This window comes from Embleya sp. NPDC001921, assembly GCF_053594475.1.
In genome coordinates this window covers 32,270-53,919 of the sequence record NZ_JBSFEO010000014.1, presented here as the reverse complement: position 1 = coordinate 53,919, position 21,650 = coordinate 32,270, and the positions used below count along the sequence as shown (strand labels likewise).

General features: G+C 72.2%; 17 protein-coding genes. 16 read left to right on the top strand and 1 reads right to left on the bottom strand.

All coding sequences use genetic code 11. The features are described from left to right. The first annotated feature begins 746 nt into the window (after window positions 1–746). The 4 genes from ACWCPW_RS18270 (at window position 747) to ACWCPW_RS18255 (ending at window position 6,798) form a co-directional block, all read left to right on the top strand. Window positions 747–2,348 (top strand): flavin monoamine oxidase family protein, encoded by a 1,602-nt coding sequence (locus ACWCPW_RS18270; RefSeq protein WP_449762589.1) that lies wholly within the window; start codon window positions 747–749, stop codon window positions 2,346–2,348. Window positions 2,349–2,654: 306 nt separating this feature from the next. Next, window positions 2,655–3,482: an ABC transporter ATP-binding protein gene (locus ACWCPW_RS18265; RefSeq protein ID WP_449762588.1), complete on the top strand. Its 828-nt coding sequence runs from the start codon at window positions 2,655–2,657 to the stop codon at window positions 3,480–3,482. Between the two features lie 11 nt (window positions 3,483–3,493). Beyond that, entirely contained in the window at window positions 3,494–6,028 is a 2,535-nt protein-coding gene (locus ACWCPW_RS18260; protein WP_449762587.1) for an ABC transporter permease, read from the top strand. 245 nt (window positions 6,029–6,273) lie between these two features. Next, a complete protein-coding gene (locus ACWCPW_RS18255; protein ID WP_449762586.1) occupies window positions 6,274–6,798 on the top strand; it encodes an SHOCT domain-containing protein in 525 nt (174 codons plus the stop codon). Between the two features lie 132 nt (window positions 6,799–6,930). On the opposite strand, the gene ACWCPW_RS18250 is transcribed toward ACWCPW_RS18255, so the two are convergent. Then, window positions 6,931–7,833 (bottom strand): MerR family transcriptional regulator, encoded by a 903-nt coding sequence (locus tag ACWCPW_RS18250; RefSeq protein ID WP_449762585.1) that lies wholly within the window; start codon window positions 7,831–7,833, stop codon window positions 6,931–6,933. A gap of 90 nt (window positions 7,834–7,923) precedes the next feature. Between ACWCPW_RS18250 and ACWCPW_RS18245 the strand changes: the two genes are divergently transcribed. The 12 genes from ACWCPW_RS18245 (at window position 7,924) to ACWCPW_RS18190 (ending at window position 21,463) form a co-directional block, all read left to right on the top strand. Then, window positions 7,924–8,757 carry an alpha/beta fold hydrolase gene (locus tag ACWCPW_RS18245; RefSeq protein ID WP_449762584.1) on the top strand — a complete coding sequence of 278 codons (834 nt, stop codon included), beginning with the start codon at window positions 7,924–7,926 and terminating at the stop codon, window positions 8,755–8,757. Then, complete coding sequence (locus ACWCPW_RS18240; protein WP_449762583.1) at window positions 8,754–9,302, top strand: YybH family protein; 549 nt, start codon at window positions 8,754–8,756, stop codon at window positions 9,300–9,302. The genes ACWCPW_RS18245 and ACWCPW_RS18240 overlap by 4 nt, the downstream gene beginning before the upstream one ends. A gap of 2 nt (window positions 9,303–9,304) precedes the next feature. After that, window positions 9,305–10,327: an LLM class flavin-dependent oxidoreductase gene (locus ACWCPW_RS18235; protein WP_449762582.1), complete on the top strand. Its 1,023-nt coding sequence runs from the start codon at window positions 9,305–9,307 to the stop codon at window positions 10,325–10,327. 256 nt (window positions 10,328–10,583) lie between these two features. Then, the gene (locus ACWCPW_RS18230; protein ID WP_449762581.1) at window positions 10,584–11,495 is read left to right on the top strand and encodes a DUF1028 domain-containing protein; all 912 of its coding nucleotides are present in this window, start codon (window positions 10,584–10,586) and stop codon (window positions 11,493–11,495) included. Then, entirely contained in the window at window positions 11,492–12,847 is a 1,356-nt protein-coding gene (locus ACWCPW_RS18225) for a M20 family metallopeptidase (protein ID WP_449762580.1), read from the top strand. Before ACWCPW_RS18230 ends, ACWCPW_RS18225 begins: the two co-directional genes overlap by 4 nt. Before the next feature lie 213 nt (window positions 12,848–13,060). Then, window positions 13,061–14,557 carry a purine-cytosine permease family protein gene (locus ACWCPW_RS18220; protein WP_449762579.1) on the top strand — a complete coding sequence of 499 codons (1,497 nt, stop codon included), beginning with the start codon at window positions 13,061–13,063 and terminating at the stop codon, window positions 14,555–14,557. 224 nt (window positions 14,558–14,781) lie between these two features. After that, on the top strand, window positions 14,782–15,132 hold the full coding sequence (locus ACWCPW_RS18215) for an effector-associated constant component EACC1 (RefSeq protein WP_449762578.1): 351 nt from the start codon (window positions 14,782–14,784) through the stop codon (window positions 15,130–15,132). Window positions 15,133–15,139: 7 nt separating this feature from the next. Then, on the top strand, window positions 15,140–16,168 hold the full coding sequence (locus ACWCPW_RS18210) for a caspase family protein (protein ID WP_449762577.1): 1,029 nt from the start codon (window positions 15,140–15,142) through the stop codon (window positions 16,166–16,168). Then, window positions 16,155–17,360, top strand: coding sequence for a trypco2 family protein (locus tag ACWCPW_RS18205; protein ID WP_449762576.1), 1,206 nt, complete (start codon window positions 16,155–16,157; stop codon window positions 17,358–17,360). The genes ACWCPW_RS18210 and ACWCPW_RS18205 overlap by 14 nt, the downstream gene beginning before the upstream one ends. A gap of 247 nt (window positions 17,361–17,607) precedes the next feature. Next, window positions 17,608–18,450, top strand: a complete 843-nt coding sequence (locus ACWCPW_RS18200; protein WP_449762575.1) for an amidohydrolase family protein — start codon at window positions 17,608–17,610, stop codon at window positions 18,448–18,450. Beyond that, window positions 18,447–19,454, top strand: a complete 1,008-nt coding sequence (locus ACWCPW_RS18195; protein WP_449762574.1) for an LLM class flavin-dependent oxidoreductase — start codon at window positions 18,447–18,449, stop codon at window positions 19,452–19,454. The genes ACWCPW_RS18200 and ACWCPW_RS18195 overlap by 4 nt, the downstream gene beginning before the upstream one ends. Window positions 19,455–19,663: 209 nt before the next feature. Next, window positions 19,664–21,463 carry a PucR family transcriptional regulator gene (locus ACWCPW_RS18190; protein ID WP_449762573.1) on the top strand — a complete coding sequence of 600 codons (1,800 nt, stop codon included), beginning with the start codon at window positions 19,664–19,666 and terminating at the stop codon, window positions 21,461–21,463. The last annotated feature ends 187 nt before the right edge of the window (window positions 21,464–21,650 follow it).

The following is a 21,650-nucleotide window of genomic DNA, read 5'->3' as shown; positions in this document are numbered from 1 at the left end:
GGCGATCGCGAGTCCGCGCAGCGAGCGCGGGTGGGGCGTCGGGGCGGGCCAGGCCGGGTGGGGCCGGGCGTGCGGAGCCGGTGACCCGTGGACCGGGGGTGCGAACCCGAACTGCGCGGGCCAAGGGCCGTGAGGGCCGCGAGGGTTCTCCCCGGGGGGCGGGACGACGCTCCGGAGAACGCAGTCGGTGCAGCGGCCGGGCATGCCGGAAGGCCCGCCACACGATGAACACAGCACTGTCTTCGGTCCCCTGTCGATGATCGCGGGGTGGTCGCGCGCGTCCTCGCGTCGCCGATTCCCGCTCGGCCTCGTGTCGTGCACGGGCCGCCACGGACATCATGTCGTGGAACATCGCCCCACGTCACGGCGGTTCGAGCACCGGGCCGAATGATGCCGATCCGCCGAGAGCGAGCACTGTCGGCCGGCGCCGGCCCGCACATCCTCGCGCACCGCGCACCACACGCGGCCCCTCGAGGATGCTCGACTCGACCTCCGCGGCATGGTGACGCCGATCGGTGGACGGCGGCACGTGACGTGACGGCAACCCGTCGACCCGACGGCGACACGCCACTTGCGCGGGCACAACGACCCGACGCCGCCGCAACGACCCGACGTAGTGGGCGGGGTCGATCTCGTGTCCCGCGCGCGCCGACCGTGCGACTGGGTTAATAATAGACCGACGGGTCGATCAATTAATGACCGCCTCGTCCCCTACTCGACGTCTTCATCCAAGAGGTGACACGCACATGACCGACTCCCGACGACCCGAGTGGGCGACCAGCCGCCGAGGATTCCTGCAACGGGTGGGTGCCGTGGGTGGTGCCGGCGCGGCGCTGAGCGCGATGGGCGCGCTCGGCCTGGCTCCGAGTTCGGCGAGCGCCGCGACGCCGCCCTTTCGCGCGCCGCGCGCGTCCGACTTCGGGCTCGGCGGCCGCGGCGCGGGGCGCGTCGCGGTGGTCGGCGCCGGTGTGGCCGGTCTGACCGCCGCGTACGAGTTGAACAAGGCCGGCTACGACGTGACCGTGCTCGACGCGCGTCCGCGGATCGGCGGGCGCAGTCTCACGGTGCGTGGCGGCGACACCCTGACCGACCTCAACGGCGTGACCCAGCAGGCACGTTTCGCGCCGGGGCAGTACCTCAACGCCGGACCCGCGATGCTCCCGCAGTGGTCGGTGAGCACCGACTACTGCCGTGAGCTGGGGGTGCCCCTGGAGGTGTTCTCGATATCGAACTCGAACACCTTCGCATTCGACCCGAACGGTCCTGGCCGGCCGCGTTTTCAGACCGGGCAGGCGGACGCGTACGGCGTGGTCGCCGAGTTGCTGGCCAAGGTGACCGACCAGGGGCTGCTGGACCGGCAGTTGACCGCGGTCGACAAGGAACGCCTGCTGGTGTTCCTGAAGGCGATGGGCGATCTCGGCGACGACCTGACGTACCGCGAGGACCCGCGGCGGCGCGGGTTCGCGGTCAACCCCGGCGGCGCGGGATCGCCCGGCACGCCGTTGCCCCGGCGGGGTTCGCTGGACCGCGTGTTCTCGGAACAGTTGGCGCGGCACTGGTACCTCGACGCGAACTTCGACATGGCGTCGACCCTGCTCCAACCGGTCGGCGGCATGGACCGCATCGTCGAGGCCCTGGCGGAGCGGATCGGTCGAGGGCGGGTTCGATGCGGGGTAGAGGTCACCGCGATCACCGACGGTCCGCGCGGTACCCGGGTGACGTATCGCGGAGCGGCGAGCGGCGTGCTCGACGTCGACTACTGCATCGTGACCACACCGCCGCTGGTGGCCGCGCGTATCGCCGGACTGCCGGCCGAGGCGACCGCCCTGCTGGGCGGCTTCATGCCGGAGTTCCCCGGCAAGATCGGGCTGGAGTACCGCAGTCGGTGGTGGGAGGACGACTTCGCGATCTACGGCGGCCTCACCTCCTATGGTGCGGACGGGTCGCTGTGGTACCCGTCGTGCGACTACCAGGGCGAACGCGGCGTGATGGTCGCCTACTTCGAGCGGGCGGAGACCACGATCCAGGGTCTGCCACCGGCCCGGAGGTCGGCCGAGGCGGTGAGCCGCAACGTACGCGTGCACGGCTCGAAGGCGCGTACGGAGCTTGCGAGTTCACTCTCGGTCATGTGGGGGCTGGAGCCGTTCGTCGAGGGCGGCTGGCAGGCGGCCGACACGCAGAACAACGGCGCCGTCAACACCCCGCGATTCCGGCCGCTCACCGATCCGCGCGGGAGGGTCTTCTTCGCCGGCGACTGGCTGAGCAACATGTTGGGCTGGCAGCACGGATCGATGGTGTCGGCGCGGCAGGCGGTCGAGAAGGTGCACGCGCGGGCCCTGGCCGCGTGAGCCGACGCGCCTCGCGACGTACGACAACGTTCAACGCACCGTAGGACACGACATACAACGCGACCTACAACGCGACCTACAACGTGACCTGCAACGCGACCTGCAACGCGACGTTCAACGCAGCGTACGACGCGACGGTGTTCCGTCCACCCTGGGGCTGACGCGCTCCTACTACGCGTGGTTGACGTCGGCATCGGATCGTCCCGTTAAATTAGACCGACTACTCGATCTATTATTCCGCTCGCCCCTCGGGGCGGGACCCGCCGCGCCTCGCACGAGGCGCGGGCCGCACCGATGGAGACGCCCATGAGCACACCCCGCCACAGCCGCACCGCCACCGGAGCACGTCCACCGTCCGCCGGTGGTGCGCCGTACGCCGCCGTCGCCACGAACCTGATGAAGGTCTACGGCGAGGGAGAGACCGAGGTCAGAGCCCTCGACGAGGTGTCCGTGGGCTTTCGAGCCGGCGAGTTCACCGCGATCATGGGCCCTTCCGGCTCCGGCAAGTCGACGCTCATGCACTGCATGGCTGGCCTGGACAAGATCTCCTCGGGTTCGGTCCGGCTGGGCGACGTCGAACTGGCCTCGCTCGACGACACCGGCCTCACCCACCTGCGGCGCGACAGGCTCGGTTTCATCTTCCAGGCGTTCAACCTGCTCCCGACGCTGACCGCACTGGAGAACATCACCCTGCCGCTGGACATCGCCGGACGGCGGGCCGACCCCGCGTGGCTCGACAAGGTCGTGGAGACCGTGGGACTGGGCCACCGCCTCGACCACCGGCCCGCGCAACTGTCCGGCGGCCAACAACAACGCGTCGCGTGCGCCCGCGCCCTGGCCGGACGACCCGAGATCATCTTCGCGGACGAGCCCACCGGCAACCTCGACTCGTACTCGGGCACCGAGGTGCTGAACTTCCTGCGCGCGTCGGTCACCGAATCCGGTCAGACCATCGTGATGGTCACCCACGACGCGGTCGCGGCGTCGTACGCCGACCGGGTGTTGTTCCTGGCCGACGGCCGCATCGTCGACGACATGGCCCAACCCACCTCCGACCGGGTGCTGGAGCGCATGCGCCGGTTCAACCGGAAACCGGACGTAGCCGTGGCCGCCGTCCCCGCCCTCCCCCTCTGAAGGACGCGACCGTGCTTCGCACTTCCCTGCGCAACCTCGTCGCCTACAAGGTGCGCCTCGCCCTCACCGCGCTCGCCGTCGTCTTCGGTGTCGCGTTCGTGTCGGCCGTCCTGGTCTTCGGCGACACGCTCGAGCAGGCCATGACGGACGCCGCGCTGCGCGAGCACCGCGGCATCTCGGTCGACGTCCGCGGCACCAAGTACGCCGTCGACCACCTGCAGATCCCGCCCTTGGACGAGCCGCTCGCGGCCAGGCTCCGCGCGTTGCCCGGGACGGCCTCGGTCACCGGGCACGTCACCGGCTTCACCGCCGTGGTCGACCGCGCCGGCGCACTCGTCCGCAAGAAGACGAGCGCGATCGGTGCCAACGCGGTGCCCGGCCCGGACGGCAAGGACCCCAGGTACCCGCTGACCGCCGGACGCCTGCCCGTCAAGGCGGGCGAGGCGGCGCTCGACGACAAGACCGCCAGGGCCGCCGGATACAAGGTCGGCGACCGGATCCGGATCGTCGCCCGCGGGCCCGTCCTGGACCAGACCGTCGTCGGCGTCTTCACCACCGACAGCGCCGCCGTCGAGGCCGGCGGCTCGCTCACCCTCCTGGACACCGCCACCGCGCAGGAGCTCTACCTGGAACCGGGTGTCTACGGCGAACTGCGCCTGAACGCACGACCGGGCACCACCCAGGAGCAACTGCGCGCGGCGGCGGCCCCGTTGCTGCCCGGCGGTGCCGAGGCCCTCACCGGGGACAAGCTGCGCCAGGACGACCGGAACAAGGTGAACAAGGAGATCGCGTCGCTGCGCACGCTGCTTCTGGTGTTCGCCGGCATCGCACTGTTCGTCGGCAGCTTCATCATTGCCAACACGTTCGCGATGCTCGTCGCGCAACGCACCCGTGAACTCGCGCTGTTGCGTGCCATCGGCGCCACCCGCAGGCAGGTCGCCCGCTCGGTGATGTTCGAGGCCCTCGCGGTGGGCGTGGTCGCCGGCCTCGGCGGGTTCGTCATCGGCATCGGGCTCGCGATCGGACTGCGCGGCGTCCTCAACAGTGTCGGGGCCAACCTTACGCCCGGATCGACCATCGTCTCCGGCACGACCGCGTTGTGGAGCCTGCTCGTCGGCATCGGCGTCACGCTGCTCGCCGCGTGGCTGCCCGTACATCGGGCCGCCAAGATCCCGCCCGTCGCGGCGTTGCGCACGAGCCTGCCGCCCAGCACGTCGAGCCTGCGTCGGCGCAACCTCGCGGGCGCGCTGACCCTGGTACTCGGCGGCGCCGTCCTGCTCGCCGGCATCAAGGGCTCGGCGACCGGCAACGCCAAGGTGTTCACCGTGATGGGCGGCGCGGGCATCGTCCTGGTCGGCGTCATCGTGCTCACGCCCCTGCTCGCCACGCCCGCGGTACGCGTGTTCGGCGCGCTGCTGCGGCGGATCCACCCGGTGGAGGGCCGGCTCGCGTACCAGAACGCGGCCCGCAACCCGCGCCGCACCGCCGCCACCGCGTCCGCGCTGATGATCGGCATGGTGCTGGTCACCTCGCTGACGATCTTCGGTACCTCGCTCAAGCACCTGGTCGACCGCACCCTCTCGAAGGGCATCACCGCCGAGTTCGTGCTCAGTTCGTCGGCGGACGGGCAGAGTCTGGCGCCGGAGATCGCCGCCGCGGTGGCCAAGGTGCCGGGCGTGACCGCAGTCAGTCCGGTCCGCGAGGCGCGGGCGACCGTCGACGGCAAGGAGCACGGGATCACCGCGGTCGACCCGGCGAGCGCGTTCTCGGTGCTGGCGACCACCTTCACCCAGGGCGGCCCGCAGTCGTTGTCGAGTGGGTTGTTGGTCTCGAAGCAGACCGCCGACGAGCGCAAGTGGCGGGTGGGGACCTCGGTTTCCGTCACCTTCCCGGACGGCGAGCGCACCCGACTGGCCATCGGCGGAATCTACGACGAGGCGCCGCTGCTCGGCGCCCTGACCGTATCGCTGCAGACGTTGACCCCGCATGTGGGCGTCGTCGGCGACGACTTCGTGCTCGCCAAGGTCGCGCCGCAGCACCGGGACACGATGCGGGAGACGTTGCGCAAGGCGACCGGCGACAGCCCGGCGGTGAACGTGCAGACGGCGAAGGAGGTGCGCAAGGACTTCAACAAGCTCTTCGACGTCATGCTCAACATCGTCTACGGGTTGTTGTCGATGGCGATCGTCATCGCGGTGCTCGGCGTGGTCAACACACTGGCCATGTCGGTGTTCGAACGCACCCGCGAGATCGGCATGATGCGGGCCATCGGGCTCGATCGGCGGCGCACGCGACGGGTGATCCGGTTGGAGTCACTGATCATCTCGGTCTTCGGCGGCCTGCTGGGCGTCGTGCTCGGTCTGATCGCCGGGGTGGGCGGCGTCAAGGGCATGGCCCGCTCCACCAAGGACCTGACGGTGGTCGTCCCGTGGGACCGGGTGCTGATCTTCCTGGTCCTGGCCGCGATCGTGGGTGTGCTCGCGGCGGCCTGGCCCGCCCGGCGTGCCGCGAGGCTCGACGTGCTCACCGCACTGCGCACCGATTAGACGCGGCGCCTCGTACGCGCGGCGCTGCCTCGGACGCGCTGCCTCGGACCCGGAGACCCGGAGACCCGGAGACCCGGCCGCGCCGTCCACGCGGCCGGGGCCCGGGGCCGTGGTCCGTACGCACCGACCCACGCGCGACGGTTGCCACTCGGGCCCGCCCCCGGAGCGGGTTCGGGCCCCGGGAACGGGTCGCGAACCTCCCTTGTCAGTACCGGAATTCGAAGAGCGAAGGTGTGATGGAGACCATGGACTGGGAAGACCTCGCAGACATCGTGCTCGACCGGCTCGGCGGCGAGAACTCCATGACGCGCGACATCGCCGAGACCGCCGTGCCCGGCGAGGTCCCGCTGCTGGCGACCTCCGCGCGCGCCCGTCAGGAGTGGACCAACGGAACCCTGGTGCTCACCACGCGCCGGCTGGTCTACACCAAGGAGGGCAGGCCCACGGTGGCGGTGCCGTTGGCGGGCATCGCCGAGGTCGAGGTGGGCCGATCCCGGCTCACCGGGAACATCGTCAAGGTCACCGCCGTGGGTGGTGACCATGCCTGGGAGAACGTCGCCGAGGTCGCGACGTTCGCCGCACGGCTGCGCGACGCCGTCGCCGCCGCGGCGAGCGCGGAGCGGACCCTGGACCGGACGGGTACGCCCGGCCGGCCGCGGGACGAGCCGTTGTTGCTCGAGCGGATCGAACGTCTGGTCGTGCTGCATCGCCACGGCGCCCTGACCGACGAGGAGTTCGCCCAGGCCAAGCGACGGCTCCTCGGCGGCTGACGTCGCCGGGGCATCTCGGCGCGCGCATTGAGGGCTCCCGGCGGTGACCAGGCCCGGGCCGGCCCGGTGACCGGGGTGACGGCCGCGCGCCCTTTCGGGTCCCGGACGACCCCGCCGCACCGGACCCCCGCCCTAGGAGGGCTCGGCGGAGGCGGGGTCCGGTGCGGCGGGGTCGTCCGGTGCGGTGAACCCGGACGCCGCGCGGATGATGCGCCTGGTCATCGGGTCCGACCAGGCCTTGGGGGAGAGCACCTCGATCCAGATCGCGCGCACCGTCTTGCGGCCGACGTTCTCCCAGGAGATCAAGGTCCGGGACGGGAAGGAGACCGAGTCGCCCTCGGCGACGTCTATCGGCTCCGCGACCTGTGCGTGGTCGCCGAGCCCGCCTCCCACCCGGAAGCGCAGGGATCCGGACATCAGGAAGGCGAAGGTCTCCCCGGGCCGGGAGTAGGGGCCGCCGCTGGAGCCGCGCGGTGGAATGGACAGCAGGGCCGGTTCGAGATCGTGGCCGGGCAGGAGCAGTTCCTCCCATTGCACGCCGCCCTCCAGGACGACGGTGGCGCGCTCGTCGGCGCGTACGACGCTCGCGTTCGTCTTGGTGAAGGACGCGAGGCTGCTCATGGGAACGCCGAGCGCGTCGGTGATCCGGGCGATCAACTGGGTCGAGGCCCGTTCGACGCTGCGTTCGATCGAGGACAGGTGGGACACCGACGTGTCCGTCATCGCCGCGAGTTCCTTGAGTGAGAGGCCGCTCGCCAGGCGCGCGCGGCGGAGCCGACCGCCGTCGGCGGCCTCGTCCGTGGAAGCCGGGGAGTCGGGGCTGCTCAGCGAGGTGCGAATCGCCGCGGGATTCCAGCCGTGCCGCTGTCGAAGGTCGGCGATCCGGCGTGCCCGGCTCACGTGCTCGGGGCCGTAGCGGCGCTGCCCGCCGGCCGTTCTGTCCGGCACGAGCAGGTCTTGTTTCTCCCACGCCCGCAGGGTCTGGGGACTGACCCCGACCTCGGCGGCGACATCGCCGATGCTTCGCCAACTCATGGTCGGAGTCTATGGCGGCCCAGGTCGGGAGTCTCGACAAACTTACATCGTTACTGTAACTATGGCGCCCCAAGCGGAGAGGGGAGCCCAATGTCATCCGTGCAGCGCATCTTCTTCGGAGCAGGCTCGGGTTCGGCGTTGTCGCGGCGAGGCGGAGCGGCCGGCTCCCCGACGGTGCTCTTCGTCCACCCCGCCAACCTCCAGGCCCGGTGCTGGCAGGCGGTCCTGGCGGCGGTGCCGGCCGAGTGGACGTGCCTGGCGATCGACCTGTCCGGGCACGGGTCCTCGGCGCGCCACGACACCTACGGCGTCGACCGGTGGGTGCGCGAGTGCGTCGAACTGCTCGACGGCGCCGAGGTCGCGGACGCGCACCTGGTGGGCGCCTCGGTCGGCGCGGCCGTCGCGGTGGAACTCGCCGCGGCACACCCGGACCGGGTCCGGGGCGTCACCACGGTCGGCGGCGCCTTCCGCGCGGCCGAGCCGGCCGACTCGCACGCGTTCCTGGCGGCCGTCGCCGCCAAGGGCACCCGTGCGGCGGTGCTGGACATCCTGGCGAGCGAGGCCGGCATGGACGCCGCCCTGGTCGCCGCCGTCGCCGCCGACATCAGCGTCAACTCCGACGACGAGGCGGCGCGCATCTGGACCGCGGCCGCCGTGGCCGCGGGACTGCGCGCGGCGCCCCGACTGCGCTGCCCGACCCTCGCGATCGTCGGGGACCGGGACACGGGCTGTCCCGTCCGGGACTCCCGCGCCTTCGCGGAAGTCACCGGCGGCCGGCTCGCGGTCATCGTCGGACACGGACACCTGCCGATGTACACCGCCCCCGCCCGGGTCGCGGCGTACCTCGAACCCCTCGTCGACGGAACGCGGCTCGACCGCGCCCCGCATCGACGTCTCACCACCGGAACAGGAAGCCAATCATGACCGAGAACACGTTCGCCGAGCGCACCGCGCCCGCGGCGGACATCGCCGAGATCCGCAGGCTCCACACGCAGTGGTGGGAATCCAATATCGGCTGGGACATCGACCGCATGGTCGAGGTGTTCCCGTCGCCGGGCGACGAGTACCTGATGTTCAACTTCAACGGGCACCCGTACTTCAACATGACCGAGAAGGTCGCGCTGTGGAAGTGGTACCGCGAGATCATCGCCCAGACGGGCGGCCTGACGACGCGGATCATGCGCCTGGAGGTCCGCGGCGACACCGCCTGGCTGGCCTGCGAGTTCACCGTCGAGGCGGAGATGCTCGACGGCGGGGAGTGGACCGCGGACTCGGTCGACGCGACGGTGGGACGGGCCACCGAGATCTACCACCGCGACAACGGGCGGGGCGCACCCCAGTGGCGCATGTGGCACACCCACATCACCGCGCTGCCCGACCTGGACGAGACCCGGCCCGGATTCGACGACTCCACCAACAGTCGCGGCCTGGGCTGGGTCCCGTGGAACCCGCTCCCGAAGGGCGTCTGAGCATGGCCGTCGCCGAAGGTTCCGCGCGCACGGGCCAAGAATCCCCGCGCATCGCACTCGTGCTCGGCAGTTCACAACGTCCGGCCGAGATCGTCGCGGCGGCCAAGGCCGCCGAGCGCGGCGGCTTCGACGAACTGTGGGTCGGCGAGGACTACTTCTACACCGGCGCGATCGCCGCGGCCGGCGCCGTCCTGGCCGCCACCGAACTCCCGGTCGGGATCGGCATCGTGCCCACCACCTCCCGGCATCCCGCGCTCCTGGCCATGGAGTTGGCCACTCTCGCCGGACTGTATCCGGGGCGGCTCAAGGCCGGCGTCGGGGCGGGCGTGCCGGACTGGCTGGACCAGATGGCGATCCGATCGAGGAAGCCGCTGTCCTCGGTGCGGGACGTGATCGCCGGGCTGCGTACCCTCCTCGCCGGGGAGACGCTGACCGTCGAGGCGTCCTCGTACCGGGCCCGGGAGGTGCAACTGGCCCATCCGCCCGCGGTGGTGCCGCCGATCCTGGCGGGTGTGGGCGGGCCGAAGGCGCTCGCCATGTCGGGCGCGTCCGCCGACGGGACGGTGCTCTCGGTGCTCGCCGGAACGGAATACGTCAAGTGGGCGGCCGACGCCGTGGCCGGCGGCGGCGCCGGTCCCGCGCACGACCTGGTGGCGTACGTCCTGTGCTCCGTCGACGACGATGCCGCCGTCGCCCGCGAGCGGTTGCGCGAACTGTTCGGCCTCTACCTGCTGGCCGGACCACGCAACCCGATGACCGAGGCGCACGGGATCGCGGACGCGGCCGAGGCCCTGGCCGCGCTGGACTTCGACGACGCCGTGCGGGCGATCCCGGACGCGTGGATCGACGAACTGGCGGTCGTGGGCACGCCCGAGGACTGCGCCCGCAGGATCGCGCTGCTGGCCGAGGCGGGAGCGCACTGCGTGGCGCTGTGTCCGCTGCCCGACCAGGACGCCGAGGCGCAGGTCGACCTGCTCGCGCGCGAACTCCTGCCTCGGGTGCGGGCGGTCCGCTCCGCGGGGTGAGACGTCGCGGCGGCCGGGCCGGCGGGACCCGGGTGGCCAACCCGGGTCCGGGGGCGTCGGTTCGGCCCCGGGACACGATTCACCCGGGCGGGATCCCTCGGCCCGCCCGGGGGCCGACGGCCCGCCCGCCCGATGGGGGACGGCCCGCCCGCCCGGCGCGGCCGAGAGCGGTGGTCGGCGCTTCGGGGTCGGGTGGTCGCCCCCGACGTCGGGGCCGCCGCGCCGGGACAGCACACACCAGCGATGGGAGACACCGATGACCTATTCGATCGTGAGCTTCGATCCGCACGACGGTTCCCTCGGATTCGCCGCGCAGTCGCACTTCTTCGCCGTGGGCTCGGTGGTCGGCGACGCGGAGGCCGGCGTCGGCGTCGTGGTCAGCCAGGCCTTCGCCAACACCGACTGGCCGCACGAGGGGCTGGCGATGCTGCGCGCGGGGGCGACGCCCGACGACGTGCTGGCGACGCTGACCGCGAGCGATCCGCCGGCCGAGTACCGGCAGGCGATCGTCATGGACGCGACGGGCGGCTACGCCTGCTTCACCGGCGACCGGTGTGCGCCGCACGCCGACGTCGCACGCGGCGCGGGTATGGCCGTCGCCGGAAACATGCTGGCCTCGGACGGCGTGTGCGCCGCCGTGCTGACGGCTGCCCACCACGACCCCGGAACGGCGCACGCCCGGCGCCTGGTGTCCGCGCTCGAGGCGGGCGAACGCGCCGGCGGTGACGCGAGGGGATCGCAGTCCGCGGTCCTGAAGGTGGTGGACGGCGTACGCGGCGAGCGGCCCTGGCGGCACGTGCTCGCCGACATCCGGGTCGACGACCACGCCGACCCGGTGGGCGAGTTGCGGCGCCTGTTGCCCGTGCACGAGGGCTTTCGGGCGATCGGGGCCGCGTTGTTCGCCCCGCCGCTGGTGATCGGCGACGCGTCGCGGATCGCCGCCGCCGATGCCCGCGGGATGGTCGAGGCGCTCGCGGGAGTCGCGCCCGGCCTGGGCGCCAACCGCGAGGCGGACCTGTGGCGGGCGGTCATCCTGCTGCGCTGTGGCGAGAGCGCGGCCGGCACCGCGCTGCTCGCGGAACTCACCGCTGATCGACCGCAGTTGGGCGAGTTCGCGCGTGGCCTCCAGCGGGTCGGGATCCTGCCGGCGGTCGAGGTGCGGCCGTGAGGCCGCCTTGGTCCGGGGGGTTCGACGCGGACCGCCCGCGCCCCGCGGTGGACACGTTCGTCCGGGTCGACCGGGTGCGCGAGACGGCGGTGGAACTGGTGCGCATCGACACCCGGAACCCGCCCGGCCGGGAGTCCGCTGCCGTGCCCGCGTTGCTGGAACTGCTGGGCGCGATCGGTTGTGCCACCGAGGTGTTCACGTCGCGATCCGGGCGGCCCTCGGTGCTCGCCGGCTACGGTCGCGTCGCGCCGGGCCGCCCGACGCTGCTGATCAACGGCCACGTGGACGTCGTACCGGTCGCCGAGTCGGACTGGACGGTGCCCCCCTTCGAGGGGGTCCTGCGCGACGGGCGCCTGATCGGGCGCGGTGCGGCGGACATGAAGGGCGGTATCGCCGCGGCGATCGAGGGGTTGCGCGCGTGCGTCGACTCCGGCGTCGACCTCGGCGCCGACATCGTGTTCCACCTCGTCGCCGACGAGGAGACCGGCGGCGTGCACGGGACGGAGGAACTCGTGGCCGCCGGTGTGGTCCGGGCCGACGCGTGCATCGTTCCCGAGCCGACCGACCTGCGGCCGGCCGTGGCCGAACGCGGCTCCTGGCAGGCCCGGATCGAGGTGTCGGGCACGGCCGGACACGGTGGCGACCCGGCGCGGGGACGCTCGGCGGTCGCGGACGCGGCCCGTGTCACCACCGCCCTGCATCTGGCCCGGTTCCACGAGGTCCCGCATCCGCTGCTGGGCAGCCCGACGTGCAATGTGGCGATGGTGCGCGGCGGGGTCGCCGCCAATGTGATCGCGCCGAACTGCGTGCTGACCATCGACCGGCGCACGCTGCCGGGGGAGACGGCCGAGGACGTGTACACCTCGATCGTCCGCACGATCGACGCGGCCTGCCCGGATGTCGACTACCGCGTGGTCCCGACGTTCTTCTGCGAGGCGTCCGAGCTGCCGCTGCCGCACCCCTTCGCGGACTTCGTCGACACGTGCCGTCTCGCCAGGGCGCGGGACGACGCGGGCTTCGTGGGGCTGTTCCTCGGCTCCGACGCGCGCTTCCTGCGCAACCGCCTGGCGATTCCCACCGTCGTCTACGGCCCGGGCTCGATCCGGCAGGCGCACGGCGCCGACGAGTGGGTGGAGATCGAGGACCTGGCCTCGGCCGCGCGGACCTTCGCCCGCGCGATGGCGGGGTTCGCCGACTACGTGGCGGGCACCGGCGCCCCGGACGGATCCGGCGCCCCGGACGGATCCGGCGCCCGGGAGGGATCCGGCGCCCCGGGCGGATCCGGGGCGCGGACTGCACGGCCGTCGCCGCCGACGACGGCAGCGGAGCGCGCCGAGGAATCGCGCGGCTGACCGGAATCCGACCCTCGCGGTCGGACGAGCACGATCAGGCGCCGCCGGACCCGCGCGGGTCCCGTCGGCGCCGGGAGGTCGACGGGTTCGTACGCGACCCGTCGGCGCGGGGATCGGGGACCGCGCCGCACCACGTCTTCGCCGCAAAACCACCCATTGCGCAGACAAACCTACAGGAAAAGTGTATGTTCTGCGCCACATGAAGGAGGGCACATGGCTGACCAGTCAGGCGCGGTGACAGGCCGGCAGGCAGCAGGAACCGGGACCGCCCGCGGCCCGGTGTTGGAAACGCGTTCGATCGACTACGTCCCGCAGTCCGAGCGGCACGGCCGTGCCTGGCACCAGGCGCCGTTCTGGTTCACCGGGCAGTTCGTGCCGACCACGATGGTCGTCGGCTTCGCGGGACCCGTCATGGGACTGTCGATCGGCTGGTCGATCGCGGCCACCGTACTCGGCATCCTGTTCGGCACCTGCTTCATGGCGTTCCACGCGAACCAGGGGCCCACCATGGGCCTGCCCCAGATGATCCAGTCACGCGCCCAGTTCGGCACCCGGGGCGCCTTGGTGCCGATGCTCGCGGTCATCTGCGTGTACATCGGCTTCAGCGCGTTCGGCGTGCTGCTGGCCTCCCAGGTGCTCGAATCGGTGCTGCCCGGCCCGGCGACGCTGTGGGCGGTCGTCATCGTCGTACTCGCGGCGACCGTGGCCATCGTCGGCTACGACCTGCTGCACGCCGTGCTGCGCCTGCTGCCGTACCTGGTCGTCCCCGTGTTCGCGGTCCTCACCGTGCTGGCGCTGACGCACCTGGAGCCGCACCCCGTCCCGCACGACTCCGCCTTCACCCCCGCCGCGGCACTCGCCCAGTTCGTCGCCGCGGCCGGCTACCAACTCGGGTACGCCGTCTACGTCTCCGACTACTCCAGATACCTGCCCGCGGACACCTCCGAACGCGGGGTGATCGGCTGGACGTACGCCGGGGCCGCCCTGTCGGCGATCTGGCTCATGGTGCTCGGCAACTTCATCGCCGGCTCCGTCCCGGTGCCCGACGCGCTGGTCAACCTCCAGGACATCGGCGACACCCTGTTCGACGGCTTCGGGAAGACCGCCGTCGTCGCCGTCCTGGTGCCCAGCGCGATCGCCGTCATGGGCGTCAACCTCTACGGCGCGATGCTCTCGGGCCTGAGCATCGTGCAGGCCTTTCGCCCCATCGCGCTGACCGTGCGCACCCGCGTCACCGGCATCGTGGCCGGCGCGGCACTCGCGCTCGCGGTGGCCGAGGGCCTGCCGTCGAAGTACCTCGGCAGCTTCAACGACTTCATCACCCTGATCCTCTACGTCCTGGCGCCGTGGACCGCGGTCAACCTGATCGACTACTACTTCGTGCGTCGAGGCCACTACGCGATCACCGAGATCTTCAGCCCGAACAGCATCTACGGACGCTGGGGGTGGCGCGGCCTGCTGTCCTACGCGCTGGGCGTCGCCGCGCTGGTGCCGTTCATGGTCACCGGCTTCTACACCGGCCCCATGGTCGACACCCTCGACGGCGCGGACATCGCCTTCGTCGTCGGACTGGTCGTCTCCGGCGCGGCCTATCGGATCACCACCCGGGGCTTCGACGTCGACGCCGAACAGCAGGCGATCGAGCGCAGCAAGACCCACCTGGACGGCGCGGACGCCGTCGTACGCGCCCGACCTCGCGCGACCGGCTGACCGGTTCTCGGAGTCGACCCGCCCGTCGGGAGCCCGGCCGGCTCGCGGCGGGCCACTCCGCGTTCGGCCACGAGCGGCACCGTGCACGCGCGTTGCCGTCACGCGGACGCGCCCGAGGTCCCGCCCGGCAGTCCGAGCGCCGCGTGATGCCGCGTTCGCAGGACGCCGGGTCCCGCGCCTCGTATCCTCACGGGGAGTACCGTGCCGAGCGACGGGGGGCTGCCATGCGGGTCACGATCCGGTGTGTCGCGGAGGGGGACGACGATCTCTCCGCCGAACTGTACGAGTGGCTGGTCGACATCCCCGAGGCGCGCAGGCACGCGGCACCCGAGGCCAAGCCCGGAAAACCCGCGCCGGGCCAACTCGGCGTCCTGGCCGTGGTGACCCTCGTCCTGACCGCCGGGTTCAACGCGGGCTCGTTGGGCGTCGCGATCGCGGCGTTCCGCGAGAACCGGCGCCGTGCGGGCGCTCCGTCGATCACGGTCACCGTCGAGAAGGACGGCAAGGAGTTCGCGGTGACCGGAACGGACGCGGACGAGATCCGGCGCAAGCTCGACGAGTTGACCTCGGCCTGAGCGATCCATGCGTTCACTGCGTCCGGGTGAGTCCCGCGCGGTGCTGATCGGCGTCGCCGACTACCCGGACGGCGGGGACTTCGCGAGCGTCGAGGCGGCACTGCACAACGTCCTGCGCTTGAAAGGCCTGCTCACCGACCCGGCGTACGCCGGGTTCCACGGCACGCGCGAGTACACCCGCTCGCTGGTCAACCCGCAGACCGGCGAGGGGGTGCGCGCCGCGGTCAAGCGCGCGGCCGAGCAGGCGACCGACGTGCTCTTCGTGTACTACGTGGGGCACGGCTCCCGGGTCGGCGCCGAGCGGGAGCTGTACCTGACGTCGTGCACGACAGCCGGCGCCGAATCCGTCGTGACCACCGGACTGCGCTACACGGTCCTGCGCGACCTGCTGCGGGCGGCGCGCGCCCGCGTGGTCGTACTGGTCCTGGACTGCTGCTTCAGCGGAGTCGCCGCCAAGGTGCTCGGCGACGACGAGGCCGTGGCCGAGGAACTCGCGGAGGAGGAACTCCTGGACCGGGCCGCCCTGAAGGAGGATGTCGACGAGGGTCTCCTCGACGGGGTGTGTGTGCTGGCGTCGAGCGGGCCCACGCAGACCTCCGGGGCCGAGGGCGGGCTCGGCGCCGGCGATCTCACCACGTTCACCGCACACTTCGTGGCCTCGCTGGAGAGTCGCGAGGACAACGATCGCGAACCTCTGATCCTGAGCACGCTGTTCCGGCGCACCGAGCGGCGCATGCGCAGGGCGGATGTCCCGCAGAAACCGGTGATGGCGATCGTGGGTACCGCCGACAGGCTGATCATGCGTCAGGCGGTCGTCGTTCCGGCGCCGGCGCCCGTGGAAGAGGTCGCGGCCGACCCCGCGCCCGTGCCGGGCGCCGACGCGCGCCCTGCGGGGGACGCGCGACGCCTGCTGACCTGGCGCACCCCGGCGGGCGACCTCGACGTCTTCGACCCGGCTCTGGCCGAGCGAATCATCGCACTGCACCGGGGGGCGTTCGACGATCAGTGGAAGGGAGGCGACGATGGGCAAGGTTAGTCCGCGCCTGGGGCAGGCATTGGAGTACCTGCGGCGCCGGGTCGACGCGGACCCCGGCGCGTTCGAGGACTTGGCTTCCCTGGCGGCCTTGGCATTGCAGGCGAGCACGCAGTACCGGGACGCGGGGGAGCTGCGGACGGCCCTGGCGCTCGGCCAGGAGTCGGTCCGCGCCGCCCGCCTCGCGTCGGCGCGCGATCCCGACGGCGGACACGAAGTCCTCTACAACCGCGCCCTGTTGCATCTCGCCGATTGCCTGGTCGCGGCCGACTCCCCGCTGGAGGCGCTGGACATCGTCGACGAGGCCGTGGAATCGGCCCGTTCGAGGGCGGCGGAGTCTCCCGACGATCCGGCGTCGTGGCGGGTGTTGGCGGGCGCTTCGGACATGCGGGCCGGATTGGTCGCGGCGCAGGGCGACCTCGTGACGGCGATGGAGCACGCGGACGAGGCGGTCGCCGCGTACCGGGCTCTGGCTCGGGTCGCCGGCGGGCCGGAGGAGACGATGCTGCTCGCCAAGGGGCTCCACAACCGCGCGGTGACCTCGGGGGCCTCCGGCGACCTCGCGGCGGCACAACGCGACGTGGCGGAGGCGATCGACCTGTATCGCGCGGCGATTTCGGCCGGGGCGCGGCACGGCGAGGCGCTGCTCAGCCGGGCGTTGCAGGCCCGAACCGCGATCGGGGAAGCGAGCGGGGCGGCAGCGGGGGAGGACGCGGGCGAGCAGGCCGCGCACGCCTACGTCCAAGCGGTGCTGCACGACCCGCGCGTCGCCGCGGTGGACTTCGGCACCGCTTCCAGCAGCGTGCGTTTGACAGGGTTCGGCTCTCAGGAGCCGGACGACATGCAGCCGGGGCTCCCTGAGGGTTCCCCCACGGAAGGAACCAGTGCAGTGGCGGAACGAAGCAACACGTATGTGGACCTGGCCACCGCGATCGAATCGGTGCGCGATGAACTCAGGGCGGCGGCCCACCATGCCGCCGGGAGCGATCTGCAATTCGAAGTGGGCACGGTGGAACTGGAGTTCGGGGTCGAACTGCGAACGGACTCCGCTCGCGGCGGCGGGGTGCGGGTGATGGTTCTCGCCGGCGGGCCGGAGAGGGCGTCGAGTGGCGCGCAGCACCGCATCCGACTCGAACTGACGCCCAGGTCCCGCTCCGGAGACCTGCTCGTCGGGGGTGGGGCCATCGAAGTCTGAGCACCGCACGTCCGGGAGCACCCTGACGGCGGGCCGGCGGCGCGCCTTCGTCGGGCGGCGGCCGATCGCCGAGCGGACGGGCCGTTCCGCCGGCCCTTGGTGGTTCGTGTAGTCGGCCACGCAGATGCCCCGAGATCGTGGGTTGCCCGTTGATCTTGCGACCGGGCGCGGCTAGCGTACCCGTTCGACATCGGGTGTCGAATATTCGACACTCGTCGCAAGAGCTTCGTTGCGGGAGGTGCGCACCATGCCCCGGTCCGACTCCGACTTCCGCGTTCTCGACTGCCACCACCACGTCGGTGACGCGCACGGCGGGCCCGACCCGGAGGCCGCGACCCCCGACGGCGCCGCCGGTGATCGCGCGACGCGCCTGGCGACGATGGGGCGCAACGGCATCCACGAAGCCGTCGTCATCCCCGGGCACGGCTACCTGCGGCCGAACGGTGTGGCCGACACCCGCCGCGTCAACGATGCCATTGCCGCCTACCGCGACGCGGCGCCCGACCGGTTCCCCGTCGCGATCGGTGTCACCGAGCCGCTGTACGGCGCGGCGGGGCTCGCCGAGATCGACCGGTGCGCCGACGAACTCGGCCTGCGCGGCATCAGCGTGCACGCCCGCTTCCACGGCGTGCCCGTCGGCTCCCCGCTCGTGCGCGCGATCGTCGAACGTTGCGGCGAGCGCGGCCTGGTGCCGCTGGTGCACGCACTGGGCGAGACACCGGACGAGGCGCTGTGGCAAGTGCGGGAACTGGCACGGGACTTCCCCGATCTCACCATCCTGGTCCTGGACGCCTTCTCGACCTTCGAACAGGTGCGACAGGCGCTCCCGGTGGGGGAGTCGGCGCCGAACCTGGTCTTCGACACCTCGCTGGCCTACTCGTTCGACCTGATCGAGCCCTTCGTGCGCCGACACGGGGCACACCGGCTGGTGTTCGGCACCGACCTGTACTCCGCGCCCCTGGGCTACCGGCGCACCCACCTGCTCGGCCAAATCCTGGACGCCGACCTCCCCGACGCGGACAAACAGCGCATCCTCGCCGACAACGCGCGCCGAATCCTGGGCCCGGACGATCGGGAGGACTCGCGATGAGGTTCGCGACCGGCACGACGGTGCGCGACTTCGACGACTACGCGGCCTGGCTCGCCGTGGCCGCCGACTGCGGATACACCATGCTCACCACCGGCGACTCGCAATCCTTGTGGGCCGACCCCTACGTCTGCCTGGCCTTCGCCGCGCCGCGCACCAGCACCCAGCGCCTGGCCGTCACGGTCTCCAACCCCAGGACGCGCCACCCGGCCGTCGCCGCCTCCGCCGCGTCGGCCCTCCAGCAGATCAGCGGAGGCCGGTTCGTGCCCGGCATCGCCTCGGGCGACTCGGCACTGCGCAACATCGGCGTGCGACCGGGCACCGTGAACGAGACCGAGGCGTACGTGGGCGCCGTCCGCGCACTCACCCGAGGCGAGCCGGCCGACTGGCGGGGCACCGAACTCGTCCAGCGCTGGGCGCCCGCCACCACCCCGGTCTGGATGGCCGCCGAGGGCCCGCGCACCCTTCGCGCGGCCGGGCGCTGCGCCGACGGCGTCATCCTCTCCAACTCGCTGACGCGCGAGGCGTACGCCCGCAACCTCGGGCACATCGCGGCGGGCGCGGCCGAGGCCGGTCGGGACATGGCCGACATCGAGATCTGGTGCATGGCCAACGTCGTCCCCGCCCGTACCGAGCAGGAGGGGATCCGGCAGGTGCGGTCGGTCCTGGCGGGCACCGCCAATCACGTCTTCCGGTTCACCACCGAGGGCAAGGGACTGCCGTCGTCGCTGGTGCCGAAGGTGAACGAGCTCAAGCGCCGCTACGACTCGGCGCACCACGCGTCGCCCGAGACCGCGGGCCACAACGCGGCGCTCGTGGACGAGTTGGGCCTCACCGGCTGGCTCGCCGGACACTCCACGGTGGCCGGCCCCATCGGGTACTGCGCCGAGCGACTCGCCGAGATCGAGGAGTCGGGCATCGACAACGTCATCGTCGCCCAGTTCGTCCCAAAACCGTTGCGCTTCATGCGCGAGTTCGCCGACCAGGTCGTCGCCCGTCTGTGCTGACCCGAGCGTGCCGGGTCGGCGCGGCGGCGGGCAAACCACGCACCGGACGAGCTCGGCGCGTGGCCCGAGCACTGTTGCCGCACGCTCGGTGATCGAGCGTACGCGCCGCCGTGACGTGCGACGTCGCTCGTCACGGGGGCGCATATGGTGGTTCCCGCGTACCACATCGGAGGACCGGATCGGTTCGACTGCACAGAGGTGAGCCCCACGTGACGACCCATCCCCGCAGAAGCCTCGGTCGGGTGCTCGAGGACTTCGGTCCCACCCTCCTCGACCTGATCCACGGCGACGCGGGCACCGTGGAGGAGATCGGCGGGGTGGTCATCCACGACCCGTACGACGAACCGCAATACCCACGGCACGCGGTCGTCCTCGGCGCCGCCGTGCACGGAGGCGCCGAGATCGCCGGCCTCCTGCGCACGCTGGGCACCCACGACGTCGCCGCCCTGATCGTGCGCGGGCCCGTCGAGCCCGACGTCGCGGTCGAGCGTGCCGCCGCCGAGGCGGGGGTGGCGCTGCTGGCGTTGACCCGGGGCGCGTCCTGGGCGCAACTCGCGGCGATGCTCCGCACGTTGCTCACCGAGGGCGATGTCGGCGAAGCCGGCACACAGACCCTGGGCGGCGTGCCTTCCGGCGACCTGTTCGCCCTGGCGAACGCCGTGGCCACGCTCCTGGACGCCCCGATCACCATCGAGGACCGCCGCTCGCACATCCTCGCCTTCTCCGGCCGCCAGGACGAGGCCGATCCCTCGCGCGTGGCGACCATCCTGGCTCGCCGAGTACCCGACATATACCTGCGCATCTTCGAGGACCGCGGCGTCTTCAAGGAGCTGTACCGCAGCCGGGAGCCGATGTTCATCCCCCCGGTGATCCTGGACGGCGAGGCCGCACTCGCGCGCACCGCGATCGTCGTTCGGGCGGGCGACGAGATCCTCGGTTCGATGTGGGCCGCCGTCCGGGAGCCCCTCAGCCCGGAACGCGCCGGGGCCTTCGTGGAGGCGTCCAAGCTCGTGGCCCTGCACCTGTTGCGGCACCGGGCCGGTGCCGACGCCGAGAACCGGTTGCGCGCGGACCTGGTCACCACCGTGCTGGAGGGCGGCCCCGGCGCCGTCGACGCACTCGCCCGCCTGGGACTGGGGTACGAGCCCACGGTGGTGCTGGCGCTGGGCTTGGCCCGCGGCCACGGCGAGGACCACACCCAGTCGACGGCCGAACACCAACGCTTGACCGCGGCCCTCGCGATCCACCTCAACGCCGTGCAACCGCGCTCGGCCGTCGCCCTCCTGGGCGACACCGCCTACGCCGTCCTCCCGGCCCCCGGCGACCCGGCCGCCGCGTGCGAGCGCGCGGTGCAGATCGCCACGAACTTCCTCGAACGCACCGGCGACCGGGTCAAGGCGCTGATCGGCATCGGAACGATCGCGCACGAACCCACCGCGCTGCGGCGCTCGCGCACGAACGCGGACCGCGCGCTGCGGGTGCTGGCCGGCGGGCAGGTGCGGCAGCGGGTCGCCTCGATCACCGACGTCTACATCGACGCGCTGCTCCTGGAGATTCGCGACCTCGCCGCGGCCAACGGCGACGAACTCGTCGGTCCGCTCGCCCGGCTCGTCGCCTACGACGCCAAGCACAACACCAACCTGGTCGACACGCTGCGGGCGTGGCTGGACGCGTTCGGCGACGTGACCTCCGCCTCGGCGAGCATGTTCGTGCACGCCAACACCTTCCGGTACCGCATGCGTCGGATGGCCGAGGTCGGCCGGATCGACCTTCAGGACCCGTCGGCGCGCTTCGCGATCACCTTGCAACTGCGCTTGATGAGCCCGCAGCCCGGCGACGGGCTCCCGGCCTCGCCCTCCGCCCCGCCGTCGGCCCCGCTGTCGGCCCCGGCCCACGACGTCACGAGAGCCGAACCCGGCGCCGCCCCCGCGCGCGAGTCGGCGCGGACGACATCCGCGGACCGGTGCGGACCCGTACCCGGACGCCAGACCGGATGGCGGACACCATGACCATCGCCGCACGCGCCGCGTGATCGACACCACGAGCAGGTCGAGGAGTTCGTCGCCCTGCTCATCCGGCCGGCGGAGCGCCCACCCGGCGCACCACGCTCGACGCCGACCGGAACCCGCCCACCGCCGGCGCCGGTCACCCGACCACGCACGGGACGGCGCCGGGGTGCCGCCGACCCGCGAGCGC

Coding starts and splice junctions, on each gene's coding strand:
- ACWCPW_RS18270 (WP_449762589.1), top strand. CDS start 747: ATGACCGACTCCCGACGACCCGAGTGGGCGACCAGCCGCCGAGGATTC.
- ACWCPW_RS18265 (WP_449762588.1), top strand. CDS start 2,655: ATGAGCACACCCCGCCACAGCCGCACCGCCACCGGAGCACGTCCACCG.
- ACWCPW_RS18255 (WP_449762586.1), top strand. CDS start 6,274: ATGGACTGGGAAGACCTCGCAGACATCGTGCTCGACCGGCTCGGCGGC.
- ACWCPW_RS18250 (WP_449762585.1), bottom strand. CDS start 7,833: ATGAGTTGGCGAAGCATCGGCGATGTCGCCGCCGAGGTCGGGGTCAGT.
- ACWCPW_RS18245 (WP_449762584.1), top strand. CDS start 7,924: ATGTCATCCGTGCAGCGCATCTTCTTCGGAGCAGGCTCGGGTTCGGCG.
- ACWCPW_RS18240 (WP_449762583.1), top strand. CDS start 8,754: ATGACCGAGAACACGTTCGCCGAGCGCACCGCGCCCGCGGCGGACATC.
- ACWCPW_RS18235 (WP_449762582.1), top strand. CDS start 9,305: ATGGCCGTCGCCGAAGGTTCCGCGCGCACGGGCCAAGAATCCCCGCGC.
- ACWCPW_RS18230 (WP_449762581.1), top strand. CDS start 10,584: ATGACCTATTCGATCGTGAGCTTCGATCCGCACGACGGTTCCCTCGGA.
- ACWCPW_RS18220 (WP_449762579.1), top strand. CDS start 13,061: ATGGCTGACCAGTCAGGCGCGGTGACAGGCCGGCAGGCAGCAGGAACC.
- ACWCPW_RS18215 (WP_449762578.1), top strand. CDS start 14,782: ATGCGGGTCACGATCCGGTGTGTCGCGGAGGGGGACGACGATCTCTCC.
- ACWCPW_RS18210 (WP_449762577.1), top strand. CDS start 15,140: ATGCGTTCACTGCGTCCGGGTGAGTCCCGCGCGGTGCTGATCGGCGTC.
- ACWCPW_RS18205 (WP_449762576.1), top strand. CDS start 16,155: ATGGGCAAGGTTAGTCCGCGCCTGGGGCAGGCATTGGAGTACCTGCGG.
- ACWCPW_RS18200 (WP_449762575.1), top strand. CDS start 17,608: ATGCCCCGGTCCGACTCCGACTTCCGCGTTCTCGACTGCCACCACCAC.
- ACWCPW_RS18195 (WP_449762574.1), top strand. CDS start 18,447: ATGAGGTTCGCGACCGGCACGACGGTGCGCGACTTCGACGACTACGCG.